Raw genomic sequence first — 15,298 nt, forward strand, 5'->3', positions numbered from 1 at the left:
CGGGGCCGCAGGTGACGACAGGTCGGGCCCAGGCGGTCCGATCAGCTCGGCCGGCGCACCGGCAACCCGGCTGCCCGGTAGATGTCGTCGATCACGCGCAGGGTGGCCACCGCGTCGTCGGCCGTGGTCGGGAACGGCTCGCCGCGCAGCACGGCGTTCGCGAACGCCTCCAGCTGGTACTCGTAGGACGGTCGCCGGTCGAAGCGCTCGACCCTCCGCTGCCCCTTCAGCTTCACGGTCAACCGGTGGCCGGCCTGCGGCGAGAACGGGTTGATCACCCGCATCTCCCCGTTGGCACCCAGCACCTTGGCGGTCACCTTCAGCACCGTGCGCGACCACATCGACGCGACGACCGTCCCCGTGTGCCCGCCGGGGAACTTCAGCTCGGCCCGCATCGCCCGGTCGACGCCGTCGCCCCTGAGCAGCGCCCGCGCCGACTTCACCTCCGGCTCACCGCCGCCCAGCAGCCGGACCAGGTTCACCGGGTAGCACCCGGCGTCCATCAGCGCGCCGCCCGCCAGGTCCAGCGAGTACCGGATGTCGGAGAACCGGGGCAGCGGGAAGGCCAGCCGCGCGTCCACGTGCCGCAGCTCGCCCAGCTCGCCCACCACCTCGGCCATCCGCGCCGCCAGCGGGTGGTACCGGTAGTGGAACGCCTCCATCACCACCAGCCCGCTGCCCCGGGCGGCCTCCGCGACCCGCGCGGCCTCCTCCGCGTTGGCCGCGAAGGGCTTCTCGCACAGCACGTGCTTCCCCGCCGCCAACGCCGCCAGCGTCCACCGCCCGTGCAGCCCGTTGGGCAGCGGCACGTACACCGCGTCGAGGTCGGGATCGGCCAGCAACGCCTCGTAGCTGTCGTGCACCCGCGCGATCCCGTGCCGGTCCGCGAACTCCCGGGCCCGCCCCGCGTCCCGCGCGGCCACCGCCGACACCACCGCGGCGCCCGTGGAGCGCGCCGGTCTCACCAGCGCGGCCGGCACGATCCGCGCCGCACCCAGGACCCCGATCCGCACGTGATCAGCCACGCTCAGGACGCTACTACGCCGGGCAGCGGTTCCTCGGGGGCCAAGCGGCGGATCTCCGGGTAGTAGGGGTCCAGTTCCCCGGCCTCGAACCGGCACTGCTTGACCGCCCAGAACAGCCGGTCACCGGCGTCGCCCTTGTAGGAGCCGTCGGGCAGCAGCACGGCGCCGTCGCCGCTGTGCACGAGGACCGCCAGCTCGTCGCCCGTCATCGCGTTCCAGATCCGGGCCGTGCCGTCCTCCGAAGTGGTCGCGATCCGCTGCCCGTCGGGGGAGTAGGCGACGCTGCGGACCCTGGACGTGTGACCGGTCAACGTGAGCAGGTGCCGGCCCCCGATGTCCCAGACGCGCGCGGTGCCGTCGGAGGACGCGGTGGCCAGCCGCCTGCCATTGGGAGAGAACGCCACGTCCCAGACGGTGCGCCCGTGCCCCGCCAGCACGGCCAATTGCCTGCCGCGGGCACTCCACACCCGGGCCGTGCCGTCGGAGGACGCGGTGGCGATGAGGCGATCGTCCGGCGAGAAGGCCACGGCCCACAACTCCTGGGTGTGGCCGGTCAGCATGAGCTCGGGCTCGATGCCGTGCCACACCCGGGCGGAACCGTCGTCGTGGGCGGTGGCGACCAGGCCGAAGACCGGGGAGTACGCCGCCGCGTTGACGACCGCCCCGGACCTGAGCTTGCGCAGGGGACGCCCGGCGTCGTCGTACTCGTGGCAGTCGGTGCCGACGCTGATGAGCAGGCGGCGCCCGTCGCGGGAGAAGGCCAGCGACTCCGCTTGGTCGCTGGTCTGGATGCGACAGCCCCCGTCCCCCGTGACGTGGACCCAGTTGCGGGCCGAGGCGTAGGCGACGCGCGAGCCCGTCGGGGCGAAGCAGGCCAGCCGCCCGAACGCTTCCCGCGCCTCGAACTCATCGCGAACCACACCGGTCACCAGGTCCCAGATCCGGCCACGACCGTCGTCGCAGGTGGTCAGCAGCAGGCGGCGGTCCGGCGAGTACGAGGCCGAGCCGACGGAGCGCCACCCGGAGGTCAGCGGCTGGCCCATCGGGTCCGCCCTCCCGGTGTAGAGGCGCGCTTCACCGTCGGCCGAGGTGATCAGGAAGCGCGTGCCGTCGGGAGACGGCGTGAACGCCAGGAGGTCGGGGCCTGCGTCGAACCGCCACTCCTTCTCGGCGGCGATGTCGAACACGACGACCGCGAAGTCGTTGGTGACGCCCAGCCTGTGGTCGCCGAGGAAGGCCACGTTCTTGGGGTGGAAAGGGGCCGGGAACTCCTCCGCGGGCCAACCGGAGTGCGCCTCCAGCAGCGTGACGCGGTCGCCCTCCACCACCGCGAGCGTCGAGCCGTCGGGCGTGAAGGCCAGGCGGGAGCCCCTGGACGCCTCGGCCGTCGCGATCACCTCCAGGTCCTCGGTCCGGCGGATCGCGAGGCGGGCGCCCAACCTCGTCGCGAGGAGGCTCCCGTCGGGCGAGACCGCCAGGTCGTCCTGGGCGTCGGGCAGCGCGGCGACGGCCTCGCCGGTCCGGGCGTCCCAGAACCGGACGACGCGGTCGGCGTCCTGGCCGACGAGGCGGTCCGACCCCTCGGTGAACCGGACCCGGTCCAGCAGGCGGCCCGGCAGGTCACAGACCGGCTCACCGGTCGCCGCGTGCCACACGTGGGCCGCCCCGTCGTCCTCGACCGTGGCGATCAGGCGGCCGTTCGGCGCGTAGGCGACGTCCGTGATCGGGCGCGCCCGCCTGCGCCACACCCGGACGGGCCGCAGGGTTCGGAGGCTCACCAGCTCCACCACGTGCTCGCGGGCCAGCGCCACCAGCTCGCCGTCCGGGGAGAAGGCGGCGGCGGCGACGTCCTGGCCCAGCGGTGCCAGTGTGGGCGTAGCCTCGTCACGCCCGGTCACCGCCGCGTCGGCCGGCGCTGGTCCGGACACCCCGAGCAGGGCGGCGCGGGTCCACCGGCTCCCGGTCAGCACCGCCCCGGTGAGGTCGCCGCCGACCAGCCGCACGTCGCTCAGGTTCGCGCCGGTCAGGTCGGCACCCGCGAAGCTCTTGCCGTGCAGCTGCTGCCCGGACAGGTCCGCGCCGGACAGGTCCGCGCCGCGCAGGTCCAGCTCGCCGAAGTCGAAACCGCGCAGGTCCTTGCCCGCCAGCACCAGCCGGGTCGCGACCTCCAGCCGCCGCACGACGTCGGTCGCGTTCTGCTTGGCCGCCTCCGTCGCCTCCGGGTCGGCCAGCGCGCCCCTCGCCCAGCTCAACGCCACCTCGTGCCCCGCGAGGTCGCACAGGAAGTCCACCATGAGCCGGGACATCCGGCGGGTCACGATCGCGGTGGCCGGCAGCTCGTCGGCGGCGACCTTCGCGACCAGCCACTCCATCACCGACTGGTGCACGAACGCGAAACCGCCCTCCTCGGTCCGCACCAGCAGCGAGCCGGAACCGACGGCGTGCGTGGCCTGGTCGATCGAGTAACCGCGCTGGACCAGGCCCGTCAAGGTGCGCACCACGGTGTCCTCCAGGTCGGAGGTCCGGATGGTCGTCGCGGTGGTCTTCCACAGGCGCAGCGCCAGCGCCGTGCACGCCGAGAGCCGCTCGGCCTCGTCGAACGAGGGCGTGCCGTACCGGTGCCGCTGCCGGCCCGCCTCCTGGAGCAGCCAGAAGTCGACCAGCTCCCGGTACAGCTCGGCCGCGCTGATCCGGCCGTGCTGCTGCTGCACCTCCAGCAGCCGCGCCTCGTCGAGGTCGGCGATGAACGACAGCATCCGGGGGTTGCGCGACAGGCCCAGCAGGTCGCTGACGGCGCCCAGCAGCTCGAACCGCGCCGCCGCCCGCTCCTCGTCACCGTGGTAGTGCCTGGTCAGGAAGTCGCGGATCTGGTCGTCGGTGAAGTCCTCCAGCACCACGACCCGGCTGGCCGCCAGCGCCGACACCTGCTGCCCCAGCGCGTTGAGCACCTGGTCGGTGGACTGGAAGTGCTGGGTGCGGCTGGTCAGCACGACCTTCGCCCGGTCGGTGACCGCTTCGAGCAGCGTCTTCAGGTACTCCGCCGCGTTGTCGTAGCCGACCCGCAGCTCCAGCTCGTCGAACCCGTCGAACAGCAGCGCCAGCCGACCGCTGCCGATCATGTACCGGAGCTTGTTCACGTCGACCGCCTCGACGCCCTCGCGCACCAGGTGCTGGGCCAGCAGCTCGTCCAGGGACGGGGCCTTCTCCAGGTTGCGCAGCTCGACCAGCACCGGCAGCAGCGCGGGGTGCTCGCGGGGCAGCGCGCGGGTGAGCTGCCGCAGCAGGAACGACTTGCCGCGGCCGAAGTCGCCGAGCACCACCAGGAACCGCGCGACGTCCTCGCGCAGCCAGTCGAGCACGCGGTCCAGCAGGTCGTCGCCGCGCACGTCGGACCGCGCGACGGCGTACCGCTGCGGCACGTACAGCTCCGCCGGGTACACGGCGTCGCCGGCCAGGCGCCGCGCCTGCCGCTCCGCCAGTGGCCGCAGGTCCAGCAGCCCCTGGTACTCCACGAAGCTCCGCAGCCGCACGCCGGCCCGCTGCGCCCGCCGGACCAGCTCGGGCCCGGCGGGCGGTCCGCTGTAGACCAGCTCCGACGGCACCGAGGGGTCGGCGGCGGCGAACGAGGCGTGCACCCGCTCGACGAACCGGTCCACGTCGGCCGCGCGCGGTTCGTCGGCCACCCCGACCGGCCACTGCTCGACACCGACGCCGTCGCGGGGCTTGCACACCCGGAGGTAGTCATGGTCCGGGCGCGGGGTGACGGTCGCGGTCGGGTGGGCCACCCTGGTCGCCTCCAGCACCCGCTCGAAGAACGCCGCGGGTTTCCCGCCGGACCGCTCGGCCCGGTCGCGCCACGGGTGCGCGGGTTCGGGCAGCTCGGGCAGGGGGACGAGCGACCAGACGGCCGGCTCGTGCCGGAGGCTGGTGAACGTGAGGTCGACGTCCAGCGAGACGCTCGACCCGAGGGGACCCTGGACCGCGCTCACCCGCCACCAGCCCCGGCGCCGGCGCTCCCGGAACAGCTCCTGGAACCGCTCCACCTGCCGGTCGCCGGGTTCGGCGTCGTCGCGCTCGTGCGTCACCTCGATCGTGGAGTTCACCCCGGCCACCGCGAGCCGGAGGTCGGGGTGGTCGAACAGCGTCCACGGCTCGTCGGGGGTGAAGCCGAACCGACCGCCGTAGAACTCCTCGAACGCCGCCGCGAACGGACCCCACTTCGGCCAGTGGGGGTGGGTCGGCACGCGCCCCCACGCCTCCTCCTGCGTGAAGTATGCCCGGCACGCCAGGAGGTTCACGTCCCGCACGCCCGGCACGACGACCACCCGGTGGCGCGGCAGCCGGACCGCGTCCGCCACGTCCGCGAGGAACCGGAAGCCCTGCTCGAACTCGTCCGGCCGACCGTGCTCGGTCAGGTCCCCGGTGAAGACCACCAGGTCGGGGCGGGTCTCGGCGAAGCCCTCGGGCAGCGGGCGGCCGGACCCGAACCGGGTGCCGAACAGGTGCAGCACGCTCAGGCCGGGCGCTTGGTCCGGCAGCTCGCGGCGCAACCGGTCGGCGGTGATCGCGTAGCAGTCCCGGGACGCCGCCGCGGCGACGATCCCCACCACGCGACCGGTCCCCGGGTCCCACACCGGGCTGCCGCTGTACCCGCGCCCCACGGCCAGCGCCGACTCGCTGTCCAGCTGCAACAGCCCGTTGCCGACCAGGCCCCGCGTCACCGCGCGCACCCACGCGCCGTCCGGGCGGTTGCCCGGGTAGCCGAACACGTCGACCTGCCGCCCGGCGCGCGGCGGCGCGTCGGTCAACCGGGCGGGCGTGACCCCAGCGGGGAGCGCCGGCGCCAGCACGGCGACGTCGTCACCCGGTGCGCCCTCGCGCGGCGGCGGGGGAGACCACGAGCCCACCTCGGCGGTCACCGGGGCGCCGCCGAGCGCGGGGAAGTCGACGGTGACCGGTCCGGCGGGCCGGTCGGCCGACCTCTCGTCGAGCCCCAGGGCGAGGTTCACCACGTGCGCGCAGGTCACGACGTGCCGGTCCAGCACCACCCCCGCGCCGACCGGTTCGCCGGCGGGGTCGAGCACGCGGACCACCGAAGTGGGTAAGGAGCCGTCGGGCACCGGCCAGGGGTACCACATACTGTTCGACCATGGACGTCCTCGTTGTCGACCACCCGCTGGCACGGGCGCGACTGACCACCATGCGCGACGCCCGCACCGACAACGCGGCGTTCCGCGCCGCGCTGCAAGAGCTGACCGTGATGCTCGTGTACGAGGCCACCCGCGACGCGGCGGTGGCCGAGGAGCGCGTGCACACGCCCGTCGCCCGCACCACCGGCTACCGCCTGGCCACCCCGCCCCTCCTGGTGCCGGTCCTCCGGGCCGGCCTGGGCATGGCCGACCAGGCGCACAAGCTGATTCCGGACGCGCAGATGGGCTTCGTCGGCCTGGCGCGTGACGAGGAGACGCTCCAGCCCACCCCGTACATGGAGTCCCTGCCGGAGTCCCTGGCGGGCCGGCCGGTGTTCGTGCTGGACCCGATGCTCGCCACCGGCGGCTCCATGGCCTACACGATCCGCCTGCTGACCGACCGGGGCGCCACGGACGTGACCGCGATCTGCTGCCTGGCCGCCCCGGAGGGCATCAAGCACCTGGAGGACTCGGGCCTGCCGGTCCGCCTGGTGACCGCCAGCGTCGACGAGCGCCTGAACGACTCCGGCTTCATCGTCCCCGGCCTGGGCGACGCCGGCGACCGCCAGTACGGCGCCGTCTAACTCACGAAACCATCGCGAGTCGTACGCCCAGACCCACCGTGTCGTACCCCCAGACCCCGCGTGTCATGCGCTCAGCACGCGCGTGTCATGCGTTCAGCCCCCGCGTGTCATGCGCTCAGCTCTGGCGTGTCATGCGTTCGGTTCTCGCGTGTCATGCGCTCAGGACCCCCGAGTTCCACCCTCAGGGGTCCTGAGCGCCGGACCCGCCCGGGTCAGGTGAGGGCGGCGGCGTGGTCGGCGGCCCACTGCGCCAGCGTCCGGCCGCGCCTGCCGGTGACCCGCTCGAAGTCGGGCGTGACCACGGCGGGTTCCTCGTCGTGCTGCGCCATGTACCCCATCAGGTACTCGGCGACGTCCCACGGCAGCCCCTCGTCGCGGATCAGCGCCGCCCGCGCCTGCCCGTAGGTCAACCGCTCGAAGCCGATCGGCCGCCCGAGCCCCCGCGCGAACGCCTCGGCCTGCTGCCGGTGCGTCAGCGCCTCCGGCCCGCTGAGCGTGTAGGCCCTGCCCTCGTGACCCTCGTCCAGCAGGGCGTGCACGACGACCTCCGCCACGTCGTCCTCGTGCACGGGCGCGCCGACCGCGTCCGGGAACGGCGCGCGCACCACGTCGCCGGTCCTGACGCCCCGCGCCCAGATCAGCTTGTTGCTCATGAACTCGCCGGGCCGGACGTGCGTCCACGCCACGCCCGACTGCTCGATCACGCGTTCCGCGTCCTGGTGCTCCTCGTAGCTGCCCGGCCGCTGGAACGTGACCGCGCTGCTGGACAGGTACACGACTTTCCGCAGGTCGTGCGCGCGGTCGAGGAACGCCGCCACGTGCGCGGCCGGGTCCTCCGCCCCCGGCACGGCGACCAGGAAGACCGCGGTCACGCCGGTCAGCGGCAGCTCGCCTGGCCGCGTCAGGTCGCCCGCCACCACCTCCACGCCGGCCGCCATGTCGGCCCGGTCGGGGTCGCGGGTCAGCGCCCTGACCGGCACGCCTCGCGTCGCCAGTTGCCGCACCACCGCGCCGCCGATGGTGCCGGTCGCTCCGGTGACCAGGATCGTCATGTTTCCCCCGGGAAGTCGGTGTTCAAACTTGAGCACCGAAGCTAGCGCGGTCGAGGCCCCATGCGCACATGCAAACTTTTGCAACGCCCCGACGGTTCGGATTGCGCCGTTCGGGCGTAGCAATGGTCTAGACCTCATCACTACCGTGGTCCAGACCACAACGAAGTGATGTCGCCGCACCCCGCGAGGAGAAGCATGTCGAGCAGGAGATGGGTGCTCCCCGCCCTCCTGGCCACCGCGATCGCCGCGTCGTCGGCCCCGCAGGCCGTCGCGCACGACAACGACCGCGGGCACGGCCAAGGGCACGGTCACGCCAAGACGCGCACCGTCGGGTACTACACCCAGTGGAGCGGCTACGACCGCAACTTCCTGGTCAAGAACCTCGTCACCAACGGCACCGCCCCCAGGCTCACGCACCTGAACTACGCGTTCGGGTTCCTCGACGAGTCCGGCAAGTGCGTCAGCTCCGACCCGTGGGCCGACTACCAGCGCCCGTTCTCCGCCGAGCAGAGCGTCAACGGCAAGGCCGACGCGGAGGGCCAGCCGCTGGCGGGCAACCTCAACCAGCTCAAGCAGCTCAAGGCCAAGTACCCCAAGCTGCGCGTCAACATCTCCCTCGGCGGCTGGACCGGCTCGAAGTACTTCTCCAACGCGGCCCTCACGCCCGAGTCGCGCGCCGCGCACGTGGCGTCCTGCCTGGACACGTGGCTCAAGGGCAACCTGCCCGGCGCCGCACCCGGCGCGGCGGCCGGCATCTTCGACGGCATCGACCTCGACTGGGAGTGGCCCTCCTCCGAGGCCGCGCCCGGCAACGTCGTGCGGCCCGAGGACAAGCAGAACTTCACCGCGCTGCTGGTGGAGTACCGCAAGCAGCTCGGCAGGCTGACCTGGCGCACCGGCAAGGCCTACGACCTGACCGCGTTCCTGCCCGCCGACCCGCGCCAGATCGACCGCGGCTTCGAGGTCGCGCGCGTGTTCGGGCTGCTGACCTTCGGCACCGTCCAGGGCTACGACTTCCACGGCGCGTGGGACCCGCAGACCAACCAGCAGTCCGCGCTCCGCACCCCCGCGGGTGACCCGGCGCCGCTGCCGTTCAGCTCCCAGGTGACCGTTGACCACTACCTGAAGAACGGCGCGCCGAAGAACAAGGTCGTGCTGGGCGTGCCCTTCTACAGCCGCGGCTGGACCGGCGTGACCAACGCGAACAACGGCCTGTTCCAGGACGCCACCGGGCCCGCCCCGGCGACCTACGAGGCCGGCTACGAGGACTACCGGATCCTGAAGGCGCAGCTGGGGAACTTCACCGTGCACCGCGACCCCAAGGCCGGTCACGCGTGGCTGTTCGACGGCACCACCTTCTGGACCTGGGACGACCCCACCGAGATGAAGCGCAAGGGCCGCTACGTGGCGGAACGGCGCCTCGGCGGCGCGATGATCTGGTCTCTCGACGGCGACACCGCCGACGGCGAGCTGATCAAGGCGCTCACCAGCGGACTGTCCTGATCAGGACAGTTCACCGGGGCCCGGGGAGGTTTCGCGGCGGCCGCCTCCCCGGGCCCCACCCTTTTGCCCGCACCGGGCGACTGGCCCGCACCGGTCGTCTCGCCCGCGCCGCCGGTCTTACCCGCGCGGGCCTTCTCGCCTGCGCCAGCCGTCCACCTGGGAGCGGATCGCCCGTTCGTACACCGGGGCGACCTCCATGGTGGGCGGCAGGTTGCCGTTGATCTCCAGGCTCACCAGGCCGTGCGCCAGTCCCCACAGGGCCAGGGCGACGTCCTCGTGCGGCACCTCGGCGAACAGCCCCGCCCGCACCGCGCGCCCGACGTTGCGCACGAGCGGCAGGAACGTCCGGTTGGCGGCCTCCCTGCTCTCCGGGGCGGGTTCGAAGTTCGGCACGACCTTGCTGAACATCACCAGGTAGAACTGCGGGTCGGCGAGCGCGCTGTCCCGGTAGGCCAGGCCCATCCGGACGATGTCCTCCACCGGATCGTCGGTCTCGGGCACCGCCGCGACGCGTTCACCGAAACGGCGGAACGCCTCGTCGTACAGGGCGTTCAACAGGGCGGACTTGCCGCCGAACAGCGAGTACACGGCCGTGGTCGAGGTGTTGACATCCCCCGCGAGCCTGCGCAAGCTCAAAGCGCCCGGTCCCTCGGTGGACAGCAGCTCGCCCGCGCGGTGGAGCAGGCGCACGCGGAGCGCGTCGTCGTGGGTTTTCGGTCGTGGCACGGCCCGATCGTATCAAAACAACGTTATAAAACTTGGTCTGGTCAACGTGGTATCAAGTTGGTACCGTCATTTCCCATGGCTATGACCCTGCGTCTGAGCGACGAGGAGAACCGGCGGCTCGACGAGCTCGCCGCGGCCGAGGGGCGTTCCAAGCAGGAGGTCGTGCGCCTGGCGCTGGCCGAGCGCTGGGCCCGGTTGCAGAAGGAGGAGCAGCTGTCCGAGGTGCTCGGGCGCGTGCTCCCCAAGTACAGGGGTCTGCTGGACCGGCTCGGCTCAGCCTGATCGTTGCGGTTTCCCGCACCCGTCCACACGTTCGGGTGGTAGCCCCGGCTACGCCCTCCTCGTTCGAACACATGTTCGATACGATCAATCCATGCAGCTCAACGACCCCGACTCCCGTTTGCCGCCCCGTTACCGGTGCGAACTCCCCCGCCGATCGAGAGCGCACCGGTATGGTGCGCCGTTGAAGATCGGGTCGCGTTCTGGTTGCGCTTCGGTGCACAACGCGGCCGACACCATCCTCGCCGCCGTTCGGGCGGGGAGGCGACACGGACCTGAGGGGGTGGGTAGTGGCGGTAGATGCTGCCCGGATTCGGTGAGGTCGCACCACGCCCCTCGCCCCTCGGGACAGGGAGCGCGTCAAGCAGTGGTCAACTACCTCGACGCCGGCGACTTGCTCGTGCTGGCTACTGCCGTCACCGGTGGGGACCTGGTCGTGCGCGACTTAGGTCTCCTCGACTCCGCAGCCCACCGCCCCCGGGCGACAGTGCTGGGGGTCGAGGCGTACGACACGCTCTGGTTGAAAGCTTCCGCCCTGCTCGATTCGATCGTGCGCACGCGCCCGCTTTCCGAGGGCAACTGGCGCCTGGGCTGGGTGGCGGCTGTGACCTTGTGCGACATCAACGGTTGGTGGATCGACGCCGACGAGGACGAGGCCCTGGACCTGGTGCGAGCGCTGGGCCGGGAGCAGATCGACGTGCCCGGGATGGCGGCACACCTGGAGGCGTGGGGCATGCCCAAACCGAAGGAGGACTGACCGCGCGAACAGACCGCGTGTGGACAGCCATGTGCGGATGAACCGTGCGTGGGCACCGAACAGCGTCCTGTGCCGCCCAGGACCGCGCACACCCAGCGCACCACACCGCCCAACGCACCACGTGCCCCGGCGCACCACTCTGCCCGGCGCACCCGCCATGCAGCGCTTCGCACCACGCAGCGCTCCAGCTGCACAGCGCTCCACACCGCACAGCGCTTCGCGTCGCACAGCGCTCCACACCGCACAGCGCTCCACCTGCACAGCGCCCCGGAACGCACGGCATCCGGATCCACAGCGCCCCGCAGTCGGCGACTGACCACCACGTCGCCTCGTCGTAGAAGGCCCGACCCACCGGTCCGGCGGCCCGCGACCTGCGGTTGACCGACCCGGCGGTTGCTCTGCCCGCCGGTGCCGTCACCCGGCTCCTCTGTGAGAGCGATTCCACCATCCGGCCGCGCCCAACTGCGCCCAACCGCGCCCGGCCAAGCCCGCCCGCGCCCGCTCGCCCTCACCTGTGGCCTCACCGTGCGCTGGGTCGTACGTGACGCGCCGAGCCGTACCCGACCGCGTCGGGCCATGCTTGACCGTGCCGTGCCGTGCCGTGCCGTGCCGTGCCGTGCCGTGCCAGGCCAGGTCGGGCCGTGCCGTGCGGGGTCGGGCCGTGCCGTGCGGGGTCGGGCCGTGCCGTGCGGGGTCGGGCTGTGCGGGGTCGGGCCATGCTTGACCGCGGGAGCTGGCCTGCCTGCTTTGGTGCCCGTCTGCCTGCTCCGGTATCGGACCGACCCGCGCGGCGATGGCGGCGGGGTGCCGACGGGCGCGACGAGCCGTCCCCGGGTCGGCTCGGTCCTCGGCGTGCCGGTGGTCAGGTCGTCGTCCGGTGCCACCGGGGGCCGGTCGGAACGGATCGGGTGGCCGAACCGGGTTGACCTGGAGTGCACTCCAGCTCCTACGGTCAACACCGTGACTTACTCGATCGCCCAGGCGGCCGAGCGCAGCGGGTTGTCGATCGACACGCTGCGCTACTACGAACGCATCGGTCTGGTCGACCCGCCGGCCAGGGACTCGGGCGGGCGACGCACCTACAGCGAGGAAGACCTCGGCTGGTTGATCTTCCTCACCCGCCTGCGCACCACCGGCATGCCCATTCGCATGATGCGCGAGTACGCGCAGCTCAGGCATCGCGGTGACGCCACCGCCGGTCGTCGCAAGCAGATGCTGTACGAGCACCGCACCTCGGTGCGCGAGCGCATCGCCGAACTCCAGTCGTGCCTCGACGTGCTGGAGTACAAGATCACGCACTACGAGCAGATCGAGAGCACCTTCGTGAAAGGGATCACCGTGGAAGGGATCACCGCGTGATCCGGCTGGGAGAACTCCGCGTCGGCAAGCAGGGGCTGGGCTGCATGGGCATGAGCCAGTCCTACGGCGCCGGTGACGAGGCCGAGTCCATCGCCACCGTCCACCGCGCCCTGGACCTGGGCGTCACCCTCCTCGACACCGCCGACGTCTACGGCGCGGGCGCCAACGAGGAGCTGGTCGGCCGGGCGATCAGGGACCGCCGGGACCGGGTCGTGCTCGCCACGAAGTTCGCCCTCGGCGACCCCGACCGCCGCCCGCGCGGTGACGCCCCGTACGTCGCGCGGGCCGTCGAGGCGTCGTTGCGCCGGTTGGGCACCGACCACATCGACCTGTACTACCAGCACCGCGTCGACCCGGAGGTCCCGATCGAGGAGACCGTCGGCGCGATGGCCGAGCTGGTCCACCAGGGCAAGGTCCGCCACCTGGGCCTGTCCGAGGCGGGCGCGGCCACGATCCGGCGCGCCCACGCCGTCCACCCGATCACCGCGCTGCAGAGCGAGTGGTCGCTGTGGACGCGCGACATCGAGGCCGAGGTGCTGCCGACCTGCCGCGAGCTGGGCATCGGCATCGTCCCGTTCTCGCCCCTGGGCCGCGGTTTCCTGACCGGCCGCGTGATCTCGGTGGACGACCTCGCCGACGACGACATGCGCCGCGGCCTGCCCCGCTTCTCGGGGGAGAACTTCGCCCGCAACACCGCCATCGTCGACGCGCTCCGGGCGCTCGCGGACCAGCGCGGCGTCACGGCGGGCCAGTTGGCGCTGGCGTGGGTGCACCACCAGGGCGACGACGTGGTCCCGATCCCGGGCACGAAGCGGGTGAAGTACCTGGAGGAGAACGTCGCCGCCGCCGACCTGGTGCTGTCGGCCGACGACCTCCGCGCGATCGGGGACGCCGCCCCGACCGTCTCCGGCGAGCGCTACACGCCGGAGATGCTGGAGCTCTCGAACCGGTAGCGGGAACCACCAGTTGACCGAGTAGCGCCGATGACGTTGGCCGCCCTCCGCCGTCCCTGCACAGTGGGGGTTGCGCAGGGTGCCGCGAAGGGGAGGAGCAACACCGTGGAGAAACGTCGTTTGGGCGCGCTGGAGGTGAGCGCCCAGGGCCTGGGCTGCATGGGGATGAGCGAGTTCTACGGCCCCGGCGACGAGGCCGAGTCGACCGCCACCATCCACCGCGCCCTGGACCTGGGCGTCACCTTCCTCGACACCGCCGACATGTACGGCCCGTTCACCAACGAGGAGCTGATCGGCCGGGCGGTCAAGGGCCGCCGGGACGAGGTCGTGCTGGCCACGAAGTTCGCCGTGGTCCGCGAGCCCGGGGCCGAGTGGGGCCTGCGGGGCGACCCGGAGTACGTCAAGCAGGCGGCCGAGGCGTCGTTGCGCCGGTTGGGCACCGACCACATCGACCTGTACTACCAGCACCGCGTCGACCCGAACGTGCCCATCGAGGAGACCGTCGGGGCGATGGCCGAGCTGGTCCACCAGGGCAAGGTCCGGCACATCGGGCTGTCCGAGGCGGGCGCGGCCACGATCCGGCGCGCCCACGCCGTGCACCCGGTCGCGGCCGTGCAGACCGAGTGGTCGCTGTGGTCGCGGGACATCGAGGCCGAGGTCGCGCCGACCTGCCGCGAGCTGGGCATCGGCGTCGTCGCCTACTCACCGCTGGGTCGCGGCTTCCTGACCGGCCGCTACACCTCGCCGGACGACTTCGCGGCCGGCGACGTCCGCCGCACCCACATGCCCCGCTTCAGCGACGAGAACCTGGCGCGCAACGTGGCGCTGGTGGAGTCCCTGCGGGAGGTGGCCCGGGAGCACGACGTCACGGCGGGTCAGATCGCCCTCGCCTGGGTGCACCACCAGGGCGCGGTGCCGATCCCGGGCACCAAGCGGGTGAAGTACCTGGAGGAGAACGCCGCCGCGGCGGACATCCGGCTGACCGGGGAGCAGTTGGCGCGCATCGCCGAGGCCGTGCCCGCCGACGCGGTCGCCGGCAACCGCTACAACGCCGACACGATGCGGTTGATCGGCCGCTAGCGGCGGGCCGGTGAAGGCGCGGATAGCGGCAGGTCGGGGAGCCCCAGGCCGGGGAAGTGGCGGGCCGGTGAAGGCGCGGGTCGCCTCACAGCAGCGTCGCGGCGACCGTGCCGCCCAGTTCCCGGCACTGCCGCAACGCGGCGGCGTCGGGAGCGCCGGTGAGCACGAGGGTCTCGGCGACCGGCCGCCATCGCAGGCCCGTGGTGATGTCGCGGATCGCCTTCACCGCGCCCTCGGCCCCCTGGTTGCCGTGCACGTACGCGCCGAACGGCCGTCCGCGCGTGGCGTCCAGGCACGGGTAGTACACCGTGTCGAAGAAGTGCTTGAGCGCGCCGCTGATGTACCCGATGTTGGCGGGCGTGCCGAGCAGGTAGCCGTCGGCTCCCAGCACGTCCGACGCGGTCGCGCCCAGCGCCGGGCGGCGCACCACCTCCACGCCCTCGACGTCGGGGTCCGTGGCCCCCTCCACCACCGCCTCGAACAGCTCGTGCGTGGCGGGCGACGGCGTGTGGTGCACGATCAGCAGGCGGGGCACCCGGTCAGGCTGCCGAAAGCACCCGGGTGGCGCAACCGCGTCGCGCCTCCGGGTGGTCACCGCTGGTCACCGCCCCGCCCGGAGCCCGCCGGCGACCTCGGCGGAACGCGACCGGCACACGGATCGGGACACGGACCGGGACACCGACCGCAACACCGATCGGAACGCCCACCGGAACACCGGCCGGAACGTCACCCGGATCGATGAACCGGCCCCGGCAACCGAGCGTGCCCCCGCGCGTCTTTAATGGTGACCA

At 72.6% G+C, this 15,298-nt stretch carries 12 protein-coding genes; 7 read left to right on the forward strand and 5 right to left on the reverse strand.

Going from position 1 to position 15,298, the window contains the following annotated elements; translation table 11 throughout:
* Window positions 1–41 precede the first annotated feature (41 nt).
* Window positions 42–1,025, reverse strand: coding sequence for a Gfo/Idh/MocA family protein (locus ACFV4N_RS09005; RefSeq protein WP_499671930.1), 984 nt, complete (start codon window positions 1,023–1,025; stop codon window positions 42–44).
* Between the two features lie 2 nt (window positions 1,026–1,027).
* On the reverse strand, window positions 1,028–6,163 hold the full coding sequence (locus tag ACFV4N_RS09010; RefSeq protein WP_499671931.1) for a trypsin-like peptidase domain-containing protein: 5,136 nt from the start codon (window positions 6,161–6,163) through the stop codon (window positions 1,028–1,030).
* 11 nt (window positions 6,164–6,174) lie between these two features.
* Between ACFV4N_RS09010 and upp the strand changes: the two genes are divergently transcribed.
* Entirely contained in the window at window positions 6,175–6,798 is a 624-nt protein-coding gene (upp, locus tag ACFV4N_RS09015; protein ID WP_499671932.1) for a uracil phosphoribosyltransferase, read from the forward strand.
* A 212-nt stretch (window positions 6,799–7,010) separates the two neighbouring features.
* On the opposite strand, the gene ACFV4N_RS09020 is transcribed toward upp, so the two are convergent.
* Window positions 7,011–7,850 (reverse strand): NAD(P)H-binding protein, encoded by an 840-nt coding sequence (locus tag ACFV4N_RS09020; protein WP_499671933.1) that lies wholly within the window; start codon window positions 7,848–7,850, stop codon window positions 7,011–7,013.
* 195 nt (window positions 7,851–8,045) lie between these two features.
* Between ACFV4N_RS09020 and ACFV4N_RS09025 the strand changes: the two genes are divergently transcribed.
* A complete protein-coding gene (locus ACFV4N_RS09025; RefSeq protein ID WP_499671934.1) occupies window positions 8,046–9,353 on the forward strand; it encodes a glycoside hydrolase family 18 protein in 1,308 nt (435 codons plus the stop codon).
* Window positions 9,354–9,470: 117 nt separating this feature from the next.
* Here the strand turns inward: ACFV4N_RS09025 and ACFV4N_RS09030 are convergent, their stop codons facing one another.
* A complete protein-coding gene (locus ACFV4N_RS09030) occupies window positions 9,471–10,079 on the reverse strand; it encodes a TetR/AcrR family transcriptional regulator (protein WP_499671935.1) in 609 nt (202 codons plus the stop codon).
* A gap of 75 nt (window positions 10,080–10,154) precedes the next feature.
* Between ACFV4N_RS09030 and ACFV4N_RS09035 the strand changes: the two genes are divergently transcribed.
* The 5 genes from ACFV4N_RS09035 (at window position 10,155) to ACFV4N_RS09055 (ending at window position 14,507) form a co-directional block, all read left to right on the forward strand.
* On the forward strand, window positions 10,155–10,361 hold the full coding sequence (locus tag ACFV4N_RS09035; RefSeq protein ID WP_015105038.1) for a type II toxin-antitoxin system VapB family antitoxin: 207 nt from the start codon (window positions 10,155–10,157) through the stop codon (window positions 10,359–10,361).
* Window positions 10,362–10,725: 364 nt separating this feature from the next.
* Window positions 10,726–11,115 (forward strand): type II toxin-antitoxin system death-on-curing family toxin, encoded by a 390-nt coding sequence (locus ACFV4N_RS09040; RefSeq protein WP_499671936.1) that lies wholly within the window; start codon window positions 10,726–10,728, stop codon window positions 11,113–11,115.
* 960 nt (window positions 11,116–12,075) lie between these two features.
* A complete protein-coding gene (locus tag ACFV4N_RS09045; protein ID WP_499671937.1) occupies window positions 12,076–12,474 on the forward strand; it encodes a MerR family transcriptional regulator in 399 nt (132 codons plus the stop codon).
* 44 nt (window positions 12,475–12,518) lie between these two features.
* The gene (locus ACFV4N_RS09050; RefSeq protein ID WP_499671950.1) at window positions 12,519–13,427 is read left to right on the forward strand and encodes an aldo/keto reductase; all 909 of its coding nucleotides are present in this window, start codon (window positions 12,519–12,521) and stop codon (window positions 13,425–13,427) included.
* A gap of 159 nt (window positions 13,428–13,586) precedes the next feature.
* Entirely contained in the window at window positions 13,587–14,507 is a 921-nt protein-coding gene (locus ACFV4N_RS09055) for an aldo/keto reductase (RefSeq protein WP_499671951.1), read from the forward strand.
* 85 nt (window positions 14,508–14,592) lie between these two features.
* On the opposite strand, the gene ACFV4N_RS09060 is transcribed toward ACFV4N_RS09055, so the two are convergent.
* Window positions 14,593–15,042: a flavodoxin family protein gene (locus tag ACFV4N_RS09060; RefSeq protein ID WP_499671938.1), complete on the reverse strand. Its 450-nt coding sequence runs from the start codon at window positions 15,040–15,042 to the stop codon at window positions 14,593–14,595.
* Between the last annotated feature and the right edge of the window lie 256 nt (window positions 15,043–15,298).

Source organism: Actinosynnema sp. NPDC059797 (genome assembly GCF_042732085.1).
In the GTDB taxonomy this organism is placed as follows: domain Bacteria; phylum Actinomycetota; class Actinomycetes; order Mycobacteriales; family Pseudonocardiaceae; genus Actinosynnema.

Bases quoted from the DNA above. Each gene is read 5' to 3' on its own strand.
- ACFV4N_RS09010 (WP_499671931.1), bottom strand. From the start codon at position 6,163: ATGTGGTACCCCTGGCCGGTGCCCGACGGCTCCTTACCCACTTCGGTG.
- upp (WP_499671932.1), top strand. From the start codon at position 6,175: ATGGACGTCCTCGTTGTCGACCACCCGCTGGCACGGGCGCGACTGACC.
- ACFV4N_RS09020 (WP_499671933.1), bottom strand. From the start codon at position 7,850: ATGACGATCCTGGTCACCGGAGCGACCGGCACCATCGGCGGCGCGGTG.
- ACFV4N_RS09025 (WP_499671934.1), top strand. From the start codon at position 8,046: ATGTCGAGCAGGAGATGGGTGCTCCCCGCCCTCCTGGCCACCGCGATC.
- ACFV4N_RS09035 (WP_015105038.1), top strand. From the start codon at position 10,155: ATGGCTATGACCCTGCGTCTGAGCGACGAGGAGAACCGGCGGCTCGAC.
- ACFV4N_RS09050 (WP_499671950.1), top strand. From the start codon at position 12,519: ATGGGCATGAGCCAGTCCTACGGCGCCGGTGACGAGGCCGAGTCCATC.
- ACFV4N_RS09055 (WP_499671951.1), top strand. From the start codon at position 13,587: ATGGGGATGAGCGAGTTCTACGGCCCCGGCGACGAGGCCGAGTCGACC.